General features: G+C 34.9%; 14 protein-coding genes. 7 read left to right on the top strand and 7 right to left on the bottom strand.

Features of this window, described 5'->3' with window-relative positions:
• Positions 1-14: 14 nt before the first annotated feature.
• Genes A8L32_RS05630 through A8L32_RS05615 form a run of 4 tightly spaced genes read left to right on the top strand, consistent with a single transcriptional unit; the run spans position 15 to position 7,408 of the window.
• Complete coding sequence (locus tag A8L32_RS05630; RefSeq protein WP_066628735.1) at positions 15-1,919, top strand: RagB/SusD family nutrient uptake outer membrane protein; 1,905 nt, start codon at positions 15-17, stop codon at positions 1,917-1,919.
• A gap of 29 nt (positions 1,920-1,948) precedes the next feature.
• Entirely contained in the window at positions 1,949-4,750 is a 2,802-nt protein-coding gene (locus A8L32_RS05625) for a SusC/RagA family TonB-linked outer membrane protein (RefSeq protein WP_075590201.1), read from the top strand.
• A gap of 20 nt (positions 4,751-4,770) precedes the next feature.
• Positions 4,771-6,489 (top strand): RagB/SusD family nutrient uptake outer membrane protein, encoded by a 1,719-nt coding sequence (locus tag A8L32_RS05620; protein WP_066628725.1) that lies wholly within the window; start codon positions 4,771-4,773, stop codon positions 6,487-6,489.
• 28 nt (positions 6,490-6,517) lie between these two features.
• Positions 6,518-7,408: a DUF1735 domain-containing protein gene (locus A8L32_RS05615; RefSeq protein ID WP_075590200.1), complete on the top strand. Its 891-nt coding sequence runs from the start codon at positions 6,518-6,520 to the stop codon at positions 7,406-7,408.
• 109 nt (positions 7,409-7,517) lie between these two features.
• Here A8L32_RS05615 and A8L32_RS05610 read toward each other — a convergent pair whose 3' ends face one another.
• The 7 genes from A8L32_RS05610 to A8L32_RS05580 form a co-directional block, all read right to left on the bottom strand.
• On the bottom strand, positions 7,518-7,787 hold the full coding sequence (locus A8L32_RS05610) for a hypothetical protein (protein WP_075590199.1): 270 nt from the start codon (positions 7,785-7,787) through the stop codon (positions 7,518-7,520).
• A gap of 25 nt (positions 7,788-7,812) precedes the next feature.
• A complete protein-coding gene (locus tag A8L32_RS05605) occupies positions 7,813-8,718 on the bottom strand; it encodes a hypothetical protein (RefSeq protein ID WP_143525023.1) in 906 nt (301 codons plus the stop codon).
• A gap of 253 nt (positions 8,719-8,971) precedes the next feature.
• Entirely contained in the window at positions 8,972-9,694 is a 723-nt protein-coding gene (locus A8L32_RS05600; RefSeq protein WP_066628714.1) for a hypothetical protein, read from the bottom strand.
• Between the two features lie 500 nt (positions 9,695-10,194).
• Positions 10,195-10,911, bottom strand: a complete 717-nt coding sequence (locus A8L32_RS05595; protein WP_066628711.1) for a DUF6261 family protein — start codon at positions 10,909-10,911, stop codon at positions 10,195-10,197.
• 356 nt (positions 10,912-11,267) lie between these two features.
• Complete coding sequence (locus A8L32_RS05590) at positions 11,268-12,974, bottom strand: acyl-CoA dehydrogenase family protein (protein WP_066628708.1); 1,707 nt, start codon at positions 12,972-12,974, stop codon at positions 11,268-11,270.
• A 2-nt stretch (positions 12,975-12,976) separates the two neighbouring features.
• Complete coding sequence (locus tag A8L32_RS05585; RefSeq protein ID WP_066628705.1) at positions 12,977-13,996, bottom strand: electron transfer flavoprotein subunit alpha/FixB family protein; 1,020 nt, start codon at positions 13,994-13,996, stop codon at positions 12,977-12,979.
• 90 nt (positions 13,997-14,086) lie between these two features.
• Entirely contained in the window at positions 14,087-14,959 is an 873-nt protein-coding gene (locus A8L32_RS05580; protein WP_066628702.1) for an electron transfer flavoprotein subunit beta/FixA family protein, read from the bottom strand.
• A gap of 326 nt (positions 14,960-15,285) precedes the next feature.
• Between A8L32_RS05580 and A8L32_RS05575 the strand changes: the two genes are divergently transcribed.
• The 3 genes from A8L32_RS05575 (at position 15,286) to A8L32_RS05565 (ending at position 19,714) form a co-directional block, all read left to right on the top strand.
• Positions 15,286-15,765, top strand: coding sequence for a methionine-R-sulfoxide reductase (locus A8L32_RS05575; RefSeq protein WP_083631195.1), 480 nt, complete (start codon positions 15,286-15,288; stop codon positions 15,763-15,765).
• A 253-nt stretch (positions 15,766-16,018) separates the two neighbouring features.
• Positions 16,019-17,341 (top strand): DUF3078 domain-containing protein, encoded by a 1,323-nt coding sequence (locus A8L32_RS05570; protein WP_075590197.1) that lies wholly within the window; start codon positions 16,019-16,021, stop codon positions 17,339-17,341.
• 477 nt (positions 17,342-17,818) lie between these two features.
• A complete protein-coding gene (locus A8L32_RS05565) occupies positions 17,819-19,714 on the top strand; it encodes a methyl-accepting chemotaxis protein (protein ID WP_066628697.1) in 1,896 nt (631 codons plus the stop codon).
• Positions 19,715-19,743 lie beyond the last annotated feature (29 nt).

The following is a 19,743-nucleotide window of genomic DNA, read 5'->3' as shown; positions in this document are numbered from 1 at the left end:
GAAAATTTGAACAGATGAAAAAATTAAATAAAATATTGGCTTTAATGCTTCTTATTCCAGTTCTGTTTTCATGCGAAGACTACTTGGATAAGAGTCCTGAGATGGGGCTAACTGAGGAAAAAATATATAGTGATTACTATACTTTTAAAGGAGCAGTTGATAGAGTAAACCTGCTTGTTCATAATTACGCACATGATCGTTTTGACTACGGTCAAGAGGTAGGAGCATTTTCTGATGAATGTCAACACGTAAATCCTGCATCTGGCATTAATAAAAATGCCAATACTGGAGACTGGTTTGATTGGCAAGGACCTCATACAAGATGGACTATGGGTAATAGCCAAAACGAAGGTATAGCCACAAATGATGGAGGTAGTTCTGAATTTAATTTCCGATTACAAACTAGAGAAGTACCCGCCGAAGCATCCGTTGGAATTAGAGCTTGTAATCAAATTTTAGCTAATGCTGATCTTCTTAAATCTTTTCCTGAAGAATCGGAATATACGGCACAGGAGTTAAAAGGACAATTAGTAGGGCAAGCTTTTTTCTTAAGAGGATGGTTCTATTTTATGTTGATCCGTGACTTTGGAGGTCTTCCAAATATGCAAACAGCTTTTAGTGTAGATGAAGATTTTGATGTTGAACGCCCTTCTTATTTAGAAAGTAACGAATGGCTGATTCAGGATTTAGATAGCGCCATTATGTATTTGCCAGAATCATGGGAAAGAACAGAATCTCGTGATGCAGGAAGAATTACAAAAACGACTGCTAAAGCAGTTAAGGCTATGGCCTTATTGTATGCTGCAAGTCCGCACTATAATATTCCACGTTCTCAAAGTTTAAGTTTCAAAGGTACGCCTACTTATAATCAAGAGAAAGCAAGAGAAGCGCTTGTAGCATGTAACGAAGCATTAAACAGTGCTTTAGGACATTACAGATATGAGCTAATGCCTCAAAATCAATATAATGATATATTCTACAGACTTGGAACTAACGGAATTAGCAACGAAGGTATTTTTCAACCTTATGTAAGTAATGCTACGGTTAACTTACAAGGAAACAATACTGGTACAGCATGGTACCTACCTCATTTTGATGGCGGTTGGGGTAACTATGTAGTTCCTACACAAAACGCAGTAGATTGGTACGAAACTGCCGATGGTTATAAAATTGAAGATGCTGCTATGTCTTCCGTTTGGGATCCGACTGATCCATATAACAATCGCGACCCTCGATTAAAGAATAACATCTTTTGTCATGGGGATAAAATGTTAACCATCAAAAATAAGAGTTTCCGAGGAAATCTTCCGCCGGAGTTGGAATCAAACGAACCAAACGGTAAACATTACAAATATGTAAAAGGTAAAAGTCGTACTTACTCTGGATATTTTCATGCTGGTAAATTTCGTTGGCCTGGAAATAATAAAGCTGATAAAACAAATGGTTACGCACGTACCTTTTCTTTAATTCGTTTTACGCAATTATATCTTGATTTTGCTGAATTAGCCAATGAGTTATACGGACCATCTGCTGCAGTTCCAGAAGCAACAGGAAGCATTGCTGGTTTAACAGCTCTTAACGCCATTAATATAATACGCGATCGTGTTGGTATGGTAGATGTTCAAAGTATTTATTCTACAGATAAAGCAACCTTTAGAGATTACATCCGTGATGAAAGAGCAAGAGAGCTATATTCTGAACAGCACCGTTGGTGGGATTTAAAACGCTGGAGAATTGCTCATGAAGTTTTACCTCAAGGAATTTACGGCGCTTACATTACCGAAGATGGTAGTGGAGGATTTACCTATAGCACACAAAAGATTGCTGAAAGGGTATTTGAAAATAAACACTACTGGTATCCATTCCCATCATCTACTATTAACATGATGAGTAAGTTTGAACAAAATCCTGGTTGGTAATCATTGTTAACAGATTAAAAGAAAAAAATATGTATAAAATAATTTCTTTATGTTTTTTAATGCTCCTTGCCAGTGCTATACAAGTATCTGCGCAAAGCGATACCATTAATAAACCTAATATTGAGGAGGTAGAACTGTCTCCTACAAAAGGAAAGGAAACAGTTAAGCTTCCGTACACCACGATAAAAAACGAACGCTTGGTAGGAGCAGTAGATTTTATATCTGGTGATGAAATCAGACGTTCTACAGAATACAGAACAAATGCTGCGTTAGCTGGTCTTGCTGCAGGATTACTTGTAAATAAATCAGCAGGGCAACCAGGGGCAAATGGTGCTTCATTAAAGGTTCGCGGTAGATCCAGAGGTGGAGATGCCGATGCGCCCATGGTAGTTGTTGATGGTGTTCCACATCGTTCATTGTACGATGTTACATTAGAAAGCATTGAGTCTATTTATGTATTAAAAGACATCACTGCTAAAATGTTATATGGCCCTTCTGCTGCTAATGGCGTAATTATGCTAACTACTAAAAGAGGTAAAAATGCAACTCGTAAGCTTAGCTTTTCTGTTGAGGGTGGTTTAAAATTACCTACTATTGATCCTAAATATGTAAATTCTGCACAATATGCCGAATTATATAATCAGGCTCGTACAAACGATGGACTAGAACCATATTATACACAAGAACAAATTGACCATTATCGAAATGGTACTTCTCCAAGAATGTACCCTAACGAAGACTTTCATGATAGATTCTTAAAGAATAGCGCCGACTATCAAAGAATAACTGCTATGCTTGAAGGTGGTGACGATAAAACACAATATTTTGTGAACTTTGGTTTTACCCATGAAGATGGTCTTGAAAACGTAGGAGATGACAACTCTTATAACCAATTAGATTTAGCATCTAACATTGATTATAGAGTAAATGATGTTATTAAACTTAATCTTGACTTAGGCACTAAAATGGGTTTAAGAAAGAGATCGAATGTAACAGCCAATGATTTCATCTCAGCATTATCTACTCATAGACCAAACGACTACCCAGTATTTGTTAGTTCAATGGGAGAAAACCCAGATTCATTAGGTTGGAGTCCAGTAGCAGATAGAACAAACCTATATGGCGATTTAACAAAAACGGGATATGTTAACGACGAGAGTTTTGTTGCAAAAACCTCTTTAGGAATGGATCTTGACTTTAACAAGTATGTAAAAGGACTTACTGCACGTGCAGATATTGGCTTTGATACATACAACACTATCTCTATTGGTAAAAACTTAGAGTATGCTAGTTACAAAGTAGCTAGAGAAGATTCTTTAGTTAGGGTTGGTAACGACGTAGCCAAAGGTAATGAGCAAAAACTTGCAGATGATTTTACTCGACTTGTTAATGCTAATGCTCAAATTAACTACGACAGAGTATTTGGTAAACATGCAGTTTTAGCAAATGCTGTATTTAACTCATCTCATTTTGCTTACAAAACATTGCAAGATGGAGCAACCACTACACAGGATGATAAAAGTGTAAATGTTGGTCTTCGATTAAACTATGCTTTCAACAATAAGTATGTAATTGAAGGATCTTCCTCAATGATGGGAACAGACCGATTTGAGCATAAAAACAGATACGAGTTATTTGGTGCAGTTGGTGCCGGTTGGGTTATCTCTAACGAAGATTTCCTTAAGGATGGTTTATTTAATCACTTAAAGCTAAAAGGTAGTTATGGAGTAATGGGATACGACAATAGCTTAGACTATTTTATTTACCGCAATGAGTATGGTGGCGCAGGCTCTGTACGTTTTGGTATTAACAACTCTACTACTCCAGTGGCTTATGGCCAAAAGGTATCTCAACTTGGAAACCCAAATATAGGTCTAGAAAAATCAAGAGAGATAAACCTTGGATTAGAAGGTCGTTTATTCAACAACCAACTTTCATTTGAGGTAAACTATTTTGATGAGCTTAGATCGGATATTCCTGTTGAGTCAAAAACACAAATCCCTTATTACGTTTCTAATGTATTTCCTACATTAAACTACAACGAGATAAGCAATAAAGGTGTTGACGTAGCAGTTGACTATTCTAACTCAATTGGTGATGTTCATTTTTTAATTGGTGGTAATTTCATGTATTCAGAATCAGTTCATGAAAAATATGACGAATTAAATGTGTACGAGCACCAAAATAGAGAAGGCAAAGAAACCGATGCTATTTGGGGATGGGTTTACGATGGCTCTTATGCTGATGAACAAGATATCATCAATTACGGAGTTACTTCATCTTATGGCGAATTAAAACCTGGCGACATTAAACTGATGGATATAACTAATGATTTAGGTGATAATGTAATTGACACTTATGACAAAACAATGATTGGTCATTCGGCACCTAGAATCAACTATGCACTTAAGTTAAATGTAGCTTACAAAGGTTTTGATTTATACCTATTAGGTCAAGGGGTTGCTGATGTAGACAAAATGTTGACCAACTCGTATTACTACAACTTTGCTGAAAGAAAGTATTCTGAGCAAGTATTACGTAGCGATTACCCGAGGTTAACTACTTATTCTAATAACCACAGTTACCGCAACTCAAGTTACTGGATGGAAAACGGTTCGTATTTTAAATTAAGAACAGCACAATTAAGTTATACTTTACCACAGGTTGTTAGCCAGAAAATATCTTCTAGCAAGATAACCTTCTATGTAAAAGGAACAGACTTGTTCTCAATTTCAAAAATCAAAGACTTAGATCCTGAAGATATTAATGCAGGTATTTCAAAATACCCGCTTTATCAAACAGTTTCATTAGGAGCTAAAATTGCGTTTTAAATATAAAAATTAAGACAATTATGAAGAATTATATATATATCATTTCATTTCTTCTGCTAGGGTTGGTTTCTTGTGAGGACTTTTTAGACCCTAAAATAACTGAAGAAAGGACCTATGAGGAGATACTTACCCAACCTGAAATGATCAGAGGGCTAGTAACTTCAGCATACAGCGCTATACCAAGCGTATATGACAATGAAGGAGGACAATTTTTGGATGTAGCAACCGATAATGCTATTACCAACGAATTAACTGACCCTTTAAATAAGATGATTACTTTTTCATCATTCTGGAATTCAACTAATAATCCTGTTAGTACTTGGAATAGCAGATATGAAAACATCAGAAACATCAATGAATTTTTTGAAATCATTGAGAACCATGATATCTTATTTAGAAAATCAGACTCTATTGATAATGTGAATTATACCAATAATATTATTGGTGAGGCTTATTTTTTAAGAGCCTGGACTCAGTTCGATTTATTAAGACGCTTTGGCGGTATTGATGTTAACGGAGATTTACTTGGTTTTCCAATTGTAAAAGAAGTATTTGACATTACAAATTACGAACAACTACCAAGAGATTCGTACGAGGATTGTGTAAAACAAATTATGACTGACCTTGACTCTGCGATGGTTTATTTACCTCTAGAGTGGGATGACACTAACGATCCGTATACCAATACGCTTAACTTAGGTAGACCAACAGATCCTGTTTGTTTAGCTTTAAAAGCTAGAGTAAACCTATACGGAGCAAGTCCGGCATACAATGGTTCAGGTATCAGTTGGAATACAGCAGCAGAATCAGCTCATGCTGTAATAGAAACAGTAACAGAAGGTTCATGGCAACTTCCTAATGTGTACAACTTAAATGGTTTGAACGATTACTTTAATGATCCTCAAAACGATGAAATCATATATCGTAAGATGCAAGGTAATCAACAAGGTGATAATGGTATTGAAGATCGCAACTTCCCTCCATCTTATTATGGAAATGGAAAATGTAATCCTACTCAAAACTTGGTAGATGCCTTTCCAATGGCAGATGGTTATCCATATGACGATGCAAATGATGCCAACATGTACGAAAACCGTGACCCTAGATTTTATATGAGCATTTTATACAATGGTGCTATTTTTAAAGGTGAAGCAGTTGAAACTTACAACGGAGGTAAAGATATGATTGGTGGTGCAAATGCAACCATCGATAACTCTACCAGAACGGGTTATTATGTGCGCAAATGGTTAAGCGACGAGGTGAGCATGGTTCCGGGTAACGAGTCTAAAGCAAAACATTACAACGCATTATTCCGCAAAGGCGAGATGTTTTTAATCTTTGCTGAAGCAGCTAATGAAGCTGGCGGACCTGATGTTGCGATCAACGGAGTAACTGCCAGATCCGCTATGGCTGAAGTTAGAAGAAGAGCGGGTATTACTCAACCAGATAATTACTTGGCTAGTATAACAACACAAGAAGGTATGAGAGCTCTAATTAAAAATGAGCGTCGTATAGAACTGTGTTTTGAAGGACATCGCTTCTTTGATCTTAGACGTTGGAAAGACCAATTGAATTCAAACATTGAAAAGATAGACATTGAACAAATTACTGAAGGAGTATTTGTGATGGAGCGAATTAGCATGTTCGATTTAGCGTATGATAATAGCAAGTTCTATTGTCCAATACCTTTAAATGAGTTGAATAAAACAGAGTTTATTACCCAAAACCAAGGATGGTAATAAATCGATAATTTTTAAAAATTAAGATATGAAGAAGATATTATTAGCTTGTATCGGTATAATACTTTTGATGCAGTCGTGCTACGACGAATACAAGGCAGATTTTGATTATACCTCTACATATTTTGCACTTCAAACGCCATTACGTACTCTTGTTTTAGAAGATGGTGAAGAATTGAGCTTTGAAACAGGTGTTGTATTAGCTGGTAAATATGTAAACGACCAAGAAGAAGTAGTTAACTTTGAAATTCAACCTTCAATGTTAGATCATTATCCTGACTTGGAGTTATTACCTACCGACTATTATGATATATCTAATACAGAATTTGTTATTAAAAAAGGTGAAATTTTAGGTACCGTTAAAGTAACCTTGAATGAGCAATTTATTAATGATCCAAAGGCGCATACAATAAACTATGCACTACCTATAAGAATCACTAATAAAAATAACATTGACTCTATAGCGCCTGATAAAGACTCAACTGTTGTAGCCATTAAATATCACAATTCGTACTATGGTGCATATTGGATAAAAGGAGTGGATTACACACTTGATGCAAGTGAAGCACCTGTTGATACATTTACCTATGCCAATGAGGATTTAGTAGATAACACCTACAAAACTTTTCAAACCTTATCTAGCGACTCTTCACGTGTTGATTATTTAGGAGCAGATAAGCAAAACAATGCCATTAAACTACACATTGATGGTACTAACGTAGAAGTTTTAGGCGACGAGGCATCTAATACTTATACCAATGTAACTGGCACAGGAACATACAATAAAGAGGATAGAACATTCACTATTGAGTATACCTACGAAGATGAAGGTGTTAAGCATTTAGTTAAAGATACCTTGTATTATTTTGACACCCCGATGAAAGTAGAGTCGTGGATGACAGAATTAGGTTTAAATTAAAAACAATTGATTTTTTATATTAATTCGCTTCCTTATATAGGGAGTACGCTTTAATCACCATTTTTATGGTTGTGGCGGCTGTTTTAAAAACAGCCGCCTTTTTTTTTATCTACATTTCAGAGTTTTCTACACGCACCTTTTTCACTTCATTATTTCCATGAAACACTGGAAAATACATATGTTCCATTAATGCAGGATTTAACACAACCTTACCTGTATATCTTGGCACTAAATCAATTAAAATTTGCTTTTTACCTTCAGGTAGTGTTTCATAATAAATACTCACTTTCTCCTTATGGTATTCTCTATGCTCCCTACCCCACCAAGTCAGCGGTTTATTATGGTACGAACAAACAGAAGGAATTGAGATTTCTAACATTAAAAATTTAGATTCTTTTTTCACATCAAGATCGACTACTAAGCTCAACTTCTAAGGGCTCTAATTTTAACGGCTTCCCGTTTTCATAGGTAACAAACGATTTAAAACGAACCGTATCGTTAGGCTTATACTTGGGTTTACTATATACCCAATACCCCGCATAATTTTTATAAAAAGTCTTTTGCCATTTCTGCTCAACGCCCCTTACCCAACCAGTAGTGCCATATCCAAAAATAGAATAATACACATCTCTAAATGGTTTGTAGATATAATAAAACAGTCCACAAGGTCTTAATTTGTAGACACTCCGAACTAAATCGTACGGTAAATAAACCAGCAAACGTACTGGCACATAAAGATACTTGATCGGCACGCTTCCTGTAATCTTTCGAGTTTTAACCCCTTTGTCTACATTATTACCCAGATAGTGATTGCTAGTAAAGCCTTTATGCATTATTTCGAGCCAACCTCGCTTATTGGTCTTATGTTTTTGATAGGCATTAATTTGAGGTTTATAACGAATAATACTACCGTTAATTTTCACTTTGGCATCTTTAATCTCAACGCCTGAAGTATCCGAGATTGTTAAAAATAAATCAGCGTAATTATTATGTACCAATAGCTCTAGGTCAGAATAAGACCTCAACTCGAATTTAAGCTCATTTTGCTGCGCCCAAACCAATAAATAAGTACCCTGTGGTAACTTGGTATTAAAAACAGAATCATTAGGTACCGAATCTATCAAATTATGAAAGTACGAACCATCCACTTCAGCCAGTCCTTTTTTATAAATAGACTTGGCTTCTTTAGGTTTTAATTGATAGATGTATTTATAATAACTTGATGTTCGGGAGTGTGGTAAATCGCTGGCCTGTATAGCTGTGCAACTCGCCATAACCAGCAGCAATAAGGTTAGAATTCTGTAGTGCATAAATGTATTGTTTAGGTTTTCTTTCTGGTAGGATGCACTCCTGAGCCTAATTCCATAAAACAATTCATCTTTTTTTAATACTACCAATATTACCTTGAAGTGAGCTTTATTATTTTGTCCTTTTAACTCAATATAATATCCTCAAAACAATTTAAGGCTCATTCCAAAATAAATTTGGTATTACACAAAAAAGGGATGATTTAAACCTTACGACTTAAATTATCCCTTTAGTATTAAAATTATTATCTCTCTTTTAACAATAAGCCTCTTGTAGCTTATTTTGTGTTTTTAAATTTGTATTAGGATTACGTACTTCGGTAATTATATTAGCCAAACCTAGAGCAACATCTGCATAAAACACATCACCTCCTTTAATTCTACTTTTCAAATAGATAGATAATTTCTGATCTATTAAATCCACAATTACTTTTTTCAACTTACATAAAGCTTCCCAATCTTCATGATTAATATCTTGAGTCGAAGAATCATTTAATAATTGATTAAAATTATATTGTGCATGGTAAAACTTATCACAAAGTTCAATCACACCAGGCAAAGGATCCATTAATGAAACTATACTTGGTTTTACTAAATCTTTTAGCAATGCTTTAATACCTTTAGAGTAAATAAAACAGTTGTCATTTTCGATGGCAATTGAATGATGATCTACTATAGAGCGAATTTTAATGGCGCAATTTTTAACGTACTCATCTGGATGGAAAGTATACCCTGTTAATAATCCACGCAAAGCTTCCAAATGCTGAAGTTTTAGCAATGCACTTTGCTCGAACGGTCCGTCTACTTTTATTTTTTTCACCTGAAGCCCTAGCGCTTCTGTATATTGATTTAAAGATTTCAGAATGCTTATCAGATGATAATCCGAATTCCAATTATCTCGTTTAGAAAGAATATTTATCTGCCTTACAACATCAAAAAGTTGTTGTATTCGATTGTTATAACCTAAATTCTCAATCATGGTAAATTATTAGGGTCTGTTAATAATAAAAAGTTGAATTTCACTATAGATAGTAAAGTTCTACTCCAATATTTCGTATTATAAAGCTTTATTATTACACACTCTCATTAGAGTGATATGATTAATAAAGTATGCCCCACTTCAATAATATTTGAATTGTGTTACTATTAAAATATTACTGCTTAAATAATTGTCGAGAATAAAATCTCTGGTTGTATTTTGATGCAAGTAAAAGAATATTATAAAAACCACCAAGAATCGTGCGTGACAAAAACGTGACATAGGTCATACTTTGACAAATCATATTTTAAACCACATAAACATGCATTAATTCAAGAGACATTTTTAACAAAAAAATCGATAATTTTAAATTAACGTAATAATCCGACTTACGTATAGAAAAAACAATAGGTAATTCCTCATCAATCCGTCAGCTCACATTCATAAAAAATTACTTTTAAAATTACCTATACGGCCCGTATGTAAAAAACTGTCTTTTATTAAACATTAGCCATTACTGCTTGATCTAACCTTACTTTTATTTCATTATTATTACTATTTATCACTTGAGCTACTGCTATACAAAGGTCGCCATACACAGCCTTATCCACCTGATACATAGCTATCAAATACACAAGCAGTTTTTTATTTATTAAATACACAAGTTTCTTTTTAAAGGAGTTAGCACTAACTCTTTTTTCTCCCATATCATTTTTGCTTTGATGCGCTACTAAGAGATTTTCAAAATTATTCTGAGCTATTTTTAACTCATCTCGCAAGGTCATACAACCTGACAAAACACTCATAGCCTCAACTAATGATGTGGTATATAAATCGTTTAACAAAGATTTCATTAGAGATAGTTCTTCATTGCTTATTTCATATGAAATTGATATGCCATAAACATCAAAAACTGCCTTTACCTCTTTGGCTGCTTCATTAATGGTAGAATCAGGATGATGAATGAATCCTTGAAGCAAATATAAAAGCGATCTTAATTTGAATGCACGTTCTATATCCTTATCATCCAGCAATAATTCTGTTTTAGATTGATTAAATGTAAGGTTAAGCTGCATTTGCAATTGCCTCAATTCATTAATAATAGAACCTAAGTGAGAATCAGAACTCCAATCGTTTGTCTGCAGAATTCCTAATATTTGCATCGATACCGTATTGACATCTGCAATTCGACTATCGCATCTAAGTTTCTCAATCATATTCAATAGTTTAAGGTTTGTTAATGCTTAATTAATTAGTATTAGATGAAAAAAAACATCTAAAAAAAAGTAATGTAGCTAGTTATAAATTGTAGGCTTAAAATTCCTAAAGCCTCTCATTTTATAAATAGTCATCTGTTTTCCAATATGAAGTAATACAAACCAAAGCATATATCAAAAAATATGGCGTGACAAAAACGTGACAAACCATAACCTATTAAATATATGTACATTAACGCATCAACACATCTATAAAAAGCAAACTAACATTTTTAAGAAAATACTACCGATATTGGCATTAAAAAAGCCGAACCAACTAACTTGATTCGGCTATATTTATAAGATAAGCTTTCTTTTTAAATATGTTTATAGGCACCTAAGTCATCTAAACTAAAGCTATGAATAAATTCTGCTCTAGCATAGTTTTCGGCTTTACCCATATTAATATAAATCTCGGTTGAAGTTTTAAACGACTCCTCACGTTGCGTATCTAGTAACAACAGGTATCCCATTACAATATGTCCAGCCATTTCGACCAAACGACGTGCATGAAAATCAATATATTCATTGTCTTTCACATCAATTACCGTTTTTGCTGCATGAATATATTCTTCTGTCATTCCAATTAAAGTACGACGATAACCGTGTAACTCAGGCTTTAATTCCATGGCCTCGTATTCACGAATTCTATCTACATATCCACCCGTTGTAACACCACGTATAGCAGCAACTACTTGCAATTGGGTAGTTCCTTCATAAATAGATGTAATACGAGCATCACGATAGATACGTTCAATCGGATAATCCTTCATAAAACCAGAACCACCATGAATTTGAAGCGAATCGTAAGCCAATTGGTTACTATATTCACTGGTCATACCTTTAAGTAATGGCGTAAAGAAGTCGGCCATTTTTTGGTAACGTTTCATCTCTTTCCTTTCCGATGGCTCTAACTTACGTTCATCGCTAATATGCATGTAAGTTTTATATATATCCACCATACGCGATGTTTCGTACAACAGCGTGCGTGAAGCATCTAGCTTAGCTTTCATGGTTGAAAGCATTTCATATACCGCAGGGAATTCAATAATAGATTTGCCAAATTGTTTACGCTCTTTAGCATAATTCAATCCTTCGCGATAAGCGGCCTCACAAACACCAATTGACTGAGCTCCAATACCCAAACGAGCACCATTCATTAATGCCATCACATATTTAATTAGTCCCATTTTACGAGAACCAACTAATTCAGCAGGCGCATTTTTAAATACAAGCTCACAAGTTGGTGAACCTTTAATACCCATTTTATTTTCTAAACGACGAACGATAACTGCTTTTTCGTTTCGGTCATAAATAAACATGGATAAACCACGACCATCTTGTGTTCCATCTTCAGAACGTGCCAAAACCAGTGAAACATGTCCATCACCATTGGTAATAAAACGTTTTACACCATTCAAATACCATTTACCATCATCTTCGTTAAAAGTAGCTTTTAGCTGAACAGCCTGTAAATCGGAACCTGCATCAGGCTCTGTTAAGTCCATTGCAGCAGTCTCTCCGTTAGAGATACGAGGAAGATATTTTGCCTTTTGCTCTTCATCTGCAAATTCATTGATCGTTTCAGCACAATCCTGAAGCCCCCAAATATTTACAAAACCAGCATCGGCACGCGAAACAATGTCGGCTGCCATAATATATGGTACAATCGGAAAATTTAATCCCTCATATTTACGAGGAAGTGTAATTCCCATTAAACCTGCATTTACCAAAGCATCCAGGTTTTCCTGTGTACCTTTGGCATAAATCACTTCATTATTAACAATTTTAGGACCTTCCTGATCCACACTTTCGGCATTAGGAGCAACAATATCACCACATATCTCACCCACTATCTCCAATACCTTTTCGTAGCTATCCATGGCATCCTCAAAATCCATAGGCGCGTAATCAAACTTATCTTTATCGGCAAAATTACGCTCCTTTAATGCCACAATCTTTTCCATCAGAGGGTGACTCAAATGGAATTTTAAATCGGGGTTATCTGTAAAAAAATTAGCCATGACTATTTCGTATTTTTCTTGTATAATTTAATCAGTTTAGGAACGATGTCATTTACATCGCCATTAATCACGTAATCAGCAATTTTGTTGATGGGCGCATTAGAATCATTGTTAATGGCAATAATCATAGACGATTCTTCCATACCCGCCGTATGCTGAATTTGGCCAGAGATACCACATGCAATGTAAAGTTTTGGTCGCACGGTAACTCCTGTTTGTCCAATTTGGCGCTCGTGGTCGGCAAAACCTGCATCTACGGCAGCCCTTGAGGCCCCCACCTCGGCACTTAAAACCTCGGCCAATTGATATAACTGATCAAACCCCTCTTTAGAACCCATACCATAACCTCCAGCTATGATAATAGATGAGTTTTTAATATTTACTTTTGATTTTTCCATGTGACGCTCAAGCACCTTAACCAACAAATCTTCTGGTTTAAGTATCTTTTCAACGTCAATGGTTTTGATTTTTCCTTTGTGTGCTTCAGAGAACACTTCCATTTTCATGACTCCTTCACGAACCGTGGCCATTTGTGGACGACAGTCTGGATTGATAATAGTAGCTACAATATTACCTCCAAATGCAGGACGAATTTGATATAATAAATCCTTATAGTCTTTACCTGCTTTTTTATCGGTATGATCACCTATTTCAAGAGAAGTACAATCTGCTGTTAATCCACTTTGAAGTGCGGAAGATACGCGTGGACCTAAATCACGCCCTAATGTTGAAGCACCCAACAAGCATATATCAGGTTTCTCTTGTTTAAATAGTTCAACAATAATTGAAGTAAAAGGCAAAGTTCTATATACCTCTAATTCTTTATGCTCTCCTACATGTAAAACATCTACACCAAAAGGAAACACTTGTTTTTCAATTCCTTTTATTTGATGACCTAAAACAACTGCTTCGAGTTTGCATTTTAGGTCGTTGGCAAGTGAGCGGCCTTTGGTAAGTAACTCAAGACTTACATCGGCTATCTTGCCTTCTTCTATTTCGCAAATTACAAATACGTTACCCATTTTTTCTTTAAGATTTTTAGATAAAAAGATCGTAGCCCAAAGCTGCGTTTTCCCTTTATCTTTAAATAAAACTGATATCGATAACCAAGCCTATCCTATGGTGTGATTTTCGATTAACTCAACAATTAGTTCTTCTAATTCATCCTCATTATTCGAAATACGTTTGGATTCCTTCGCTTGGAAAACCACGTTCTCGATTTTCTTCACTTTAGTTGGAGAACCAGTTAGTCCTAACCATTTGGCATCAGTTTCAATGTCGTTTACACTCCATTCTTCAATCTGTAAGTATGGTCGATCCGTTGTAAGATCAATGTAATCTTCGCTTTGATCTTGGGTTTCTGTAACTGTTTTTGCATGTTTGTACTTCATCAAATTTTTGGCGTTCCTTGGACGACAATCTGGTGCTGATGCATTTACAGTTATTACACATGGTAACGGAGCTTCAACAGTTTCAACACCTCGCTCTAATCTTCTTAAAACAGATATTTTACCATTTTCAGCAAAGTTTACATGCTCGGCATAAGTAATTTGTGGTAAGTTTAATTTTTCGGCCACCTGTGGACCAACTTGAGCGGTATCACCATCAATGGCCTGACGACCAGCAACAATAATATCGAACGATTTAATTTTTTTGATAGCACATGATATAGCATAGGAAGTGGCTAATGTATCCGAACCCGCAAATGCTCTATCGGTTAACAAATAGCCTTTATCGGCACCACGGTACAATCCTTCACGAATAATGTCGGCTGCCCTACCTGGTCCCATCGTTAATATGGTAACCTCAGATCCTTTATAACGATCCTTTAACCGCAAAGCTTGTTCCAACGCATTTAAATCCTCAGGGTTGAAAATAGCCGATAATGCGGCACGGTTTACCGTTCCATCTGCCTTCATAGCATCTTTCCCAACATTTCTGGTGTCGGGGACCTGCTTGGCAAGGACAATAATCTTTAATCCCATTTTTTAACTGATTTTTAAGGGTGAGAAATTTTTCAATTGATCGCTAACAAATTTAGAAAAACAACTGAAAAAACCAACTTTATACAAGTGTATTTAAGGACATTAGTATTTAAACACAACCCACATTCAAAAGCTATTATTTCTTCTAAAAACAAGGCTATACTAGGACATACAGCCCTATACAACCAAGCAATAATTAAGAAACGTAATATGCATTATGGAGTTCTATTTAGAAAAAGTCTAAACAATTATGGTATCTCCTAAACAAATCACATATATACCTGTTTTTATTTAAAGAGTTTACTTTACTTAAACAGTTATTAATCATGAAAACACTGATAACTACCATACTAATTATATCAACAGTAATAAATATGAACGCACAGAAGCAAAAATATAACGAACTAAGTCCTGATGAGAAACGAGTAATTATTAGTAAAGGAACCGAAATGCCCTACAGTGGGGAATATAATGACAACAAAAAGAAAGGCACATATGTATGCAAGCAATGTGAGGCTCCTTTATATCATTCCAACGACAAATTTGAATCAAATTGCGGATGGCCTAGTTTCGATGACGAGATTAAAGGTGCGGTGCAACGTATACCTGATGCGGATGGTAGAAGAACTGAGATCGTTTGTAACCATTGCAAGGGGCACTTAGGCCATGTTTTTATTGGCGAAGGCTTTACTAACAAAAATACACGTCATTGCGTAAACTCAATTTCCTTACTTTTTATTACTGCAGAAAACAATGCCGAAAAGGAAGAAAAGAAAGAACGCACAAAGGAAGTAGAAAAAGAATAACTTAGAAATTCCTTTTTCTGAAAAAAGACACTAACATTTAAACCTTATATTATTTATAAAAGTAAAAAAACAGACTATTTTTGTGCACAATGGCACGATTTTTCGTGATAAAGGCTTAATAACCTAAAAACGATAAACATAACACATTAGCTGTATTTTTACTATGAAGCTTATTTCTTATCTTCAAACTAGTTCATTGAGCATTCCTCTTGTTCTATTTCTGCTAGTTAATGCAAACAAGACACAAGCACAAATGCTTGATCAATCTTTTGACATTGCCATTGATAATATCATTAATGCAGAAAGCTATAGTGATAGCATTCAGAAAAGAACCCAGTATTGGACTTCGGTGGATTTAAACCACAAGTTTTTTATTGTTGACTCAACTGAGTTCTATACCAACCAAGTACTTACTTTAAATACAAACTACTGGAAGTATAAAGAGTTTACCATGGGATTAATGTTTTACCCTCGTAACGACCTAAAAATTGAGTACAAACCCACATTAGTAAAAGAACAATTACTTTATGACGAACGAGGTTATCTGGAACAGATGAATATAGGTAGCGACTTTAGTAGCTATGTTCCTTACACCTTTGATACAAAAAGAAAAAACGAAGAGTTCTTTATAGACCGACCTCATCTGGTTAAACATGTATTAAAAACAATTCCAGAACCTCATCGATTAATAACAGATAGAAAGCATTTAAAAAGACGTTCGGCCAATGAAGGAATTAGAAGATTATTAAATGAAGAAGTAACCTCCCCCGATAAATTAGATAAACGTATAAAAAAGAAAGGCCCTTGGACACTTAGTGGGCTAGAAAGCGTTCAGTTTTCTCAAGCTTATTTATCTAACTGGACAAAAGGGGGAGAAAACTCTGTTGCCCTACAAAGTGATTTATTACTGAAAGCTAATTATAAAAAAGATAAAATCGAGTGGGAAAATTATGCGCGCCATAAAGTTGGAATTATTAGTTCAGAGAGCTATCCAGTGCAAATTAATTCGGATGAAATCAATCTGAATACTAAATATGGTATCAAAGCCTCAAAAAAATGGTATTACTCTGGAGTATTCGACTTTAAATCACAATTTTTTAATGGTTACGATGGTAAGGAAAGAGAGAATACCATCTCGGGTTTTATGTCTCCAGCTTATTTAACTTTTGCGATTGGTATGGATTATAAGAGAAATAAAGATTTTACCCTTTTATTATCTCCCTTAACCTCAAAAATGACTTATGTAATGGATACAGCAAAGGTAGACCAGACAACATATAATGTTGCATTGGATAAAAAAACTGCTTATAATACAGGAGCTTCTATAGTTAATGTTATTAATTGGAAAATATCTACTGAACTAAATTTAAAATCAAAATTAGATGCCTTTATTGGCTTCTCTGCGCAATCCGAAAGAGAAGCACTTAAACAGGTGGATTGGGAAATCATCTTTGATATGCGTATTAATCGATTTTTATCAACCAGAGTTAACACACAGTTAAGGTACTTTAGTAATGAGTCTAACAAAGTTCAATTTAGAGAATATTTCTCCATTAACTTTAACTACAAATTTTAGTCGTTTATCAAATAAATAAGCATATTAATACTTTTTAACGTTTTTTTGGTGTAAATATTTTGGCGATTTAAAAAAGCCACTTATATTTGTAACGTAATCATAAGGATAACAACAGAACGAAAGTTCGACAAGATATTTAAGAGCTTAAATTTTCTCATAGTTTAGGGTTAGGTTTGGTTAAAGATTGAAAGCCGCTGTTGAAGTAATTCGATAGCGGCTTTCTAATTTCATATACTTAATCCCGTATCAAAATCACTACCGAAAAAGGGGATCACGGATCTTAAATCTACCCCCACCGATATATTGCAGAAAGAAATAAAAAAACTACTACATACTGAATAACTGCACCTTACACATCAACAACTTATCAAACACCCCTGTATCAATTCAAACACCCCTACATAAATATAAAACCTTAAAGACATGATAGCGTAGGCATTCTGAACAGAGAATTAACATTTGGAAAAAGGAGAGCTGATGAAATTAATTACAAATATGAACATTGGTAAAAGACTCAATTTCGTTTTGAGTACCATTGTTGCCATTTCAATTTTTATACTTGGAGTATTTATTATCAATATTCAAGAGAATCAAATCCTAAGTAATAACGACAGTTTTATGTCGCAGCAGTCAGAAGACTTAAGTGAATTAATTTCGCGACAAGCTATTGACAAAAAATACAATTTAAGTTCCGCCTTTAGAATTGCAGTGGGACAACTTCATACAACCATCAACATTACCATAGATAAGAACAAGCTTCAACAAACACCCATTATCAACGAAAAGAACCAATTCATTAGAAATATTAACTTACCTACTCTATACTTCAATGGCCACTACGCATACAACGATTCTAATTTTGTTGATCAAATGGAGTTTTTAACCTATAGCACCACCAGAATCTTTCAACGCATTCCAGATGGCTTTGTCTGCATATCTTCCAATGTAAAAAACAAAGATGGAAAACGCGTATTAAATACATTTATAACCAATAATTCACCTATTGCCGAAGCCACCTTAAAGGGATCATACACAAGCAGTAGAGATTACATTGAAAACGAATGGTATATATCAGCATATAATCCTTTTTATTACGATGGGGAAATAATTGGACTAATTTGCTCTTCGGTTAAAGAAAAAGACCTTGACTACCTAACAGCTACCTTCAATCGAAGAAAATATGTACAAAATGGTTACCCATCATTACTAAATTCAGATGGAACCTACATTTTACACCCTGAACTTAAAGGACACAACATCAGCGAAACAGAACTTTTTAAAAAACTTACCTCACAAGAGAACAACCAAGGTTCATTTACCATTACAAACAATGGCGAAACAAGTATTTTCTACTATAATTATTCGAAATACATTGATGCTTATATTATTGTAACGGTATTCAAATCGGATTTAATGCAAATTGTAACATCTATTAAAACAACCATTGGCATTGCTTTAATCATCATTATTGGCCTTTTTATACTGGCTAATTTTTTTATTAGTAAATCTATTACTGCACCCTTACAATTGGCCATTAACTTTGCCCAAAATATCGCCAATGGGCAATTACAATCTAGTTTAAATATTACTCAAAAGGACGAAGTAGGTCAGTTAGGTTCTGCCTTGAACCAAATGGCAACAGGACTGAAAGATATTGTTGGTAAAATAACCACCAGCTCTGAAGATATTGTATCGGCAAGCTCACAGGTCAATTCCACTTCTATTCAATTATCACAAGCTTCGGTGGAGCAGGCGACTTCTATTGAAGAAGTATCTTCGAGCATGGAGCAGATGGCAAGTAACATTAAACAAAACACCATAAACACAAAGAAAACAGAACACATCTCTAACAAAGCAATGCAAGGAATTTCTGAAGTAAATTCTCATGCAGAAAAAGCAACAGAAGCAACAAGAGATATTTCGAACAGGGTTAGCATCATCAATGACATTGCTTTTCAAACTAACATATTAGCATTAAATGCAGCCGTTGAAGCAGCTAGAGCTGGAGAATTTGGGAAAGGTTTTTCCGTAGTTGCAGGAGAAGTAAGAAAGCTAGCTGACAATAGTAAAAATGCTGCCAGTCAAATTATCGATTTATCAGAAAATAGTTTGGAATTATCTTCTAACACCGAGCAAAGAATGGATGAGATGATGACGGATATGGAAGAAACAACAGCCTTGGTAAAAGAGATTTCCTTATCAAGCTCGGAACAACTAAGTAGCGTTGAGCAAATAAACCACACTATTACTGGTTTAAATGGCATCACTCAAAAAACAGCCTCATCCAGCGAAGAGCTTTCTGCTAGTGCTCAAGCATTAAAGGCCCAAGCCGATAACCTAAAAAAATTAACAACATACTTTCAACTAAAATAGTCACAAAAAACCCCGTTTTGCAATTCAAA

The organism is Labilibacter marinus (assembly GCF_001659685.2).
Classification (GTDB): Bacteria; Bacteroidota; Bacteroidia; order Bacteroidales; family Marinilabiliaceae; genus Saccharicrinis; species Saccharicrinis marinus.
The sequence above is the reverse complement of the archived record's forward strand: the minus strand, read 5'-3'. Positions and strand labels throughout refer to the sequence as shown.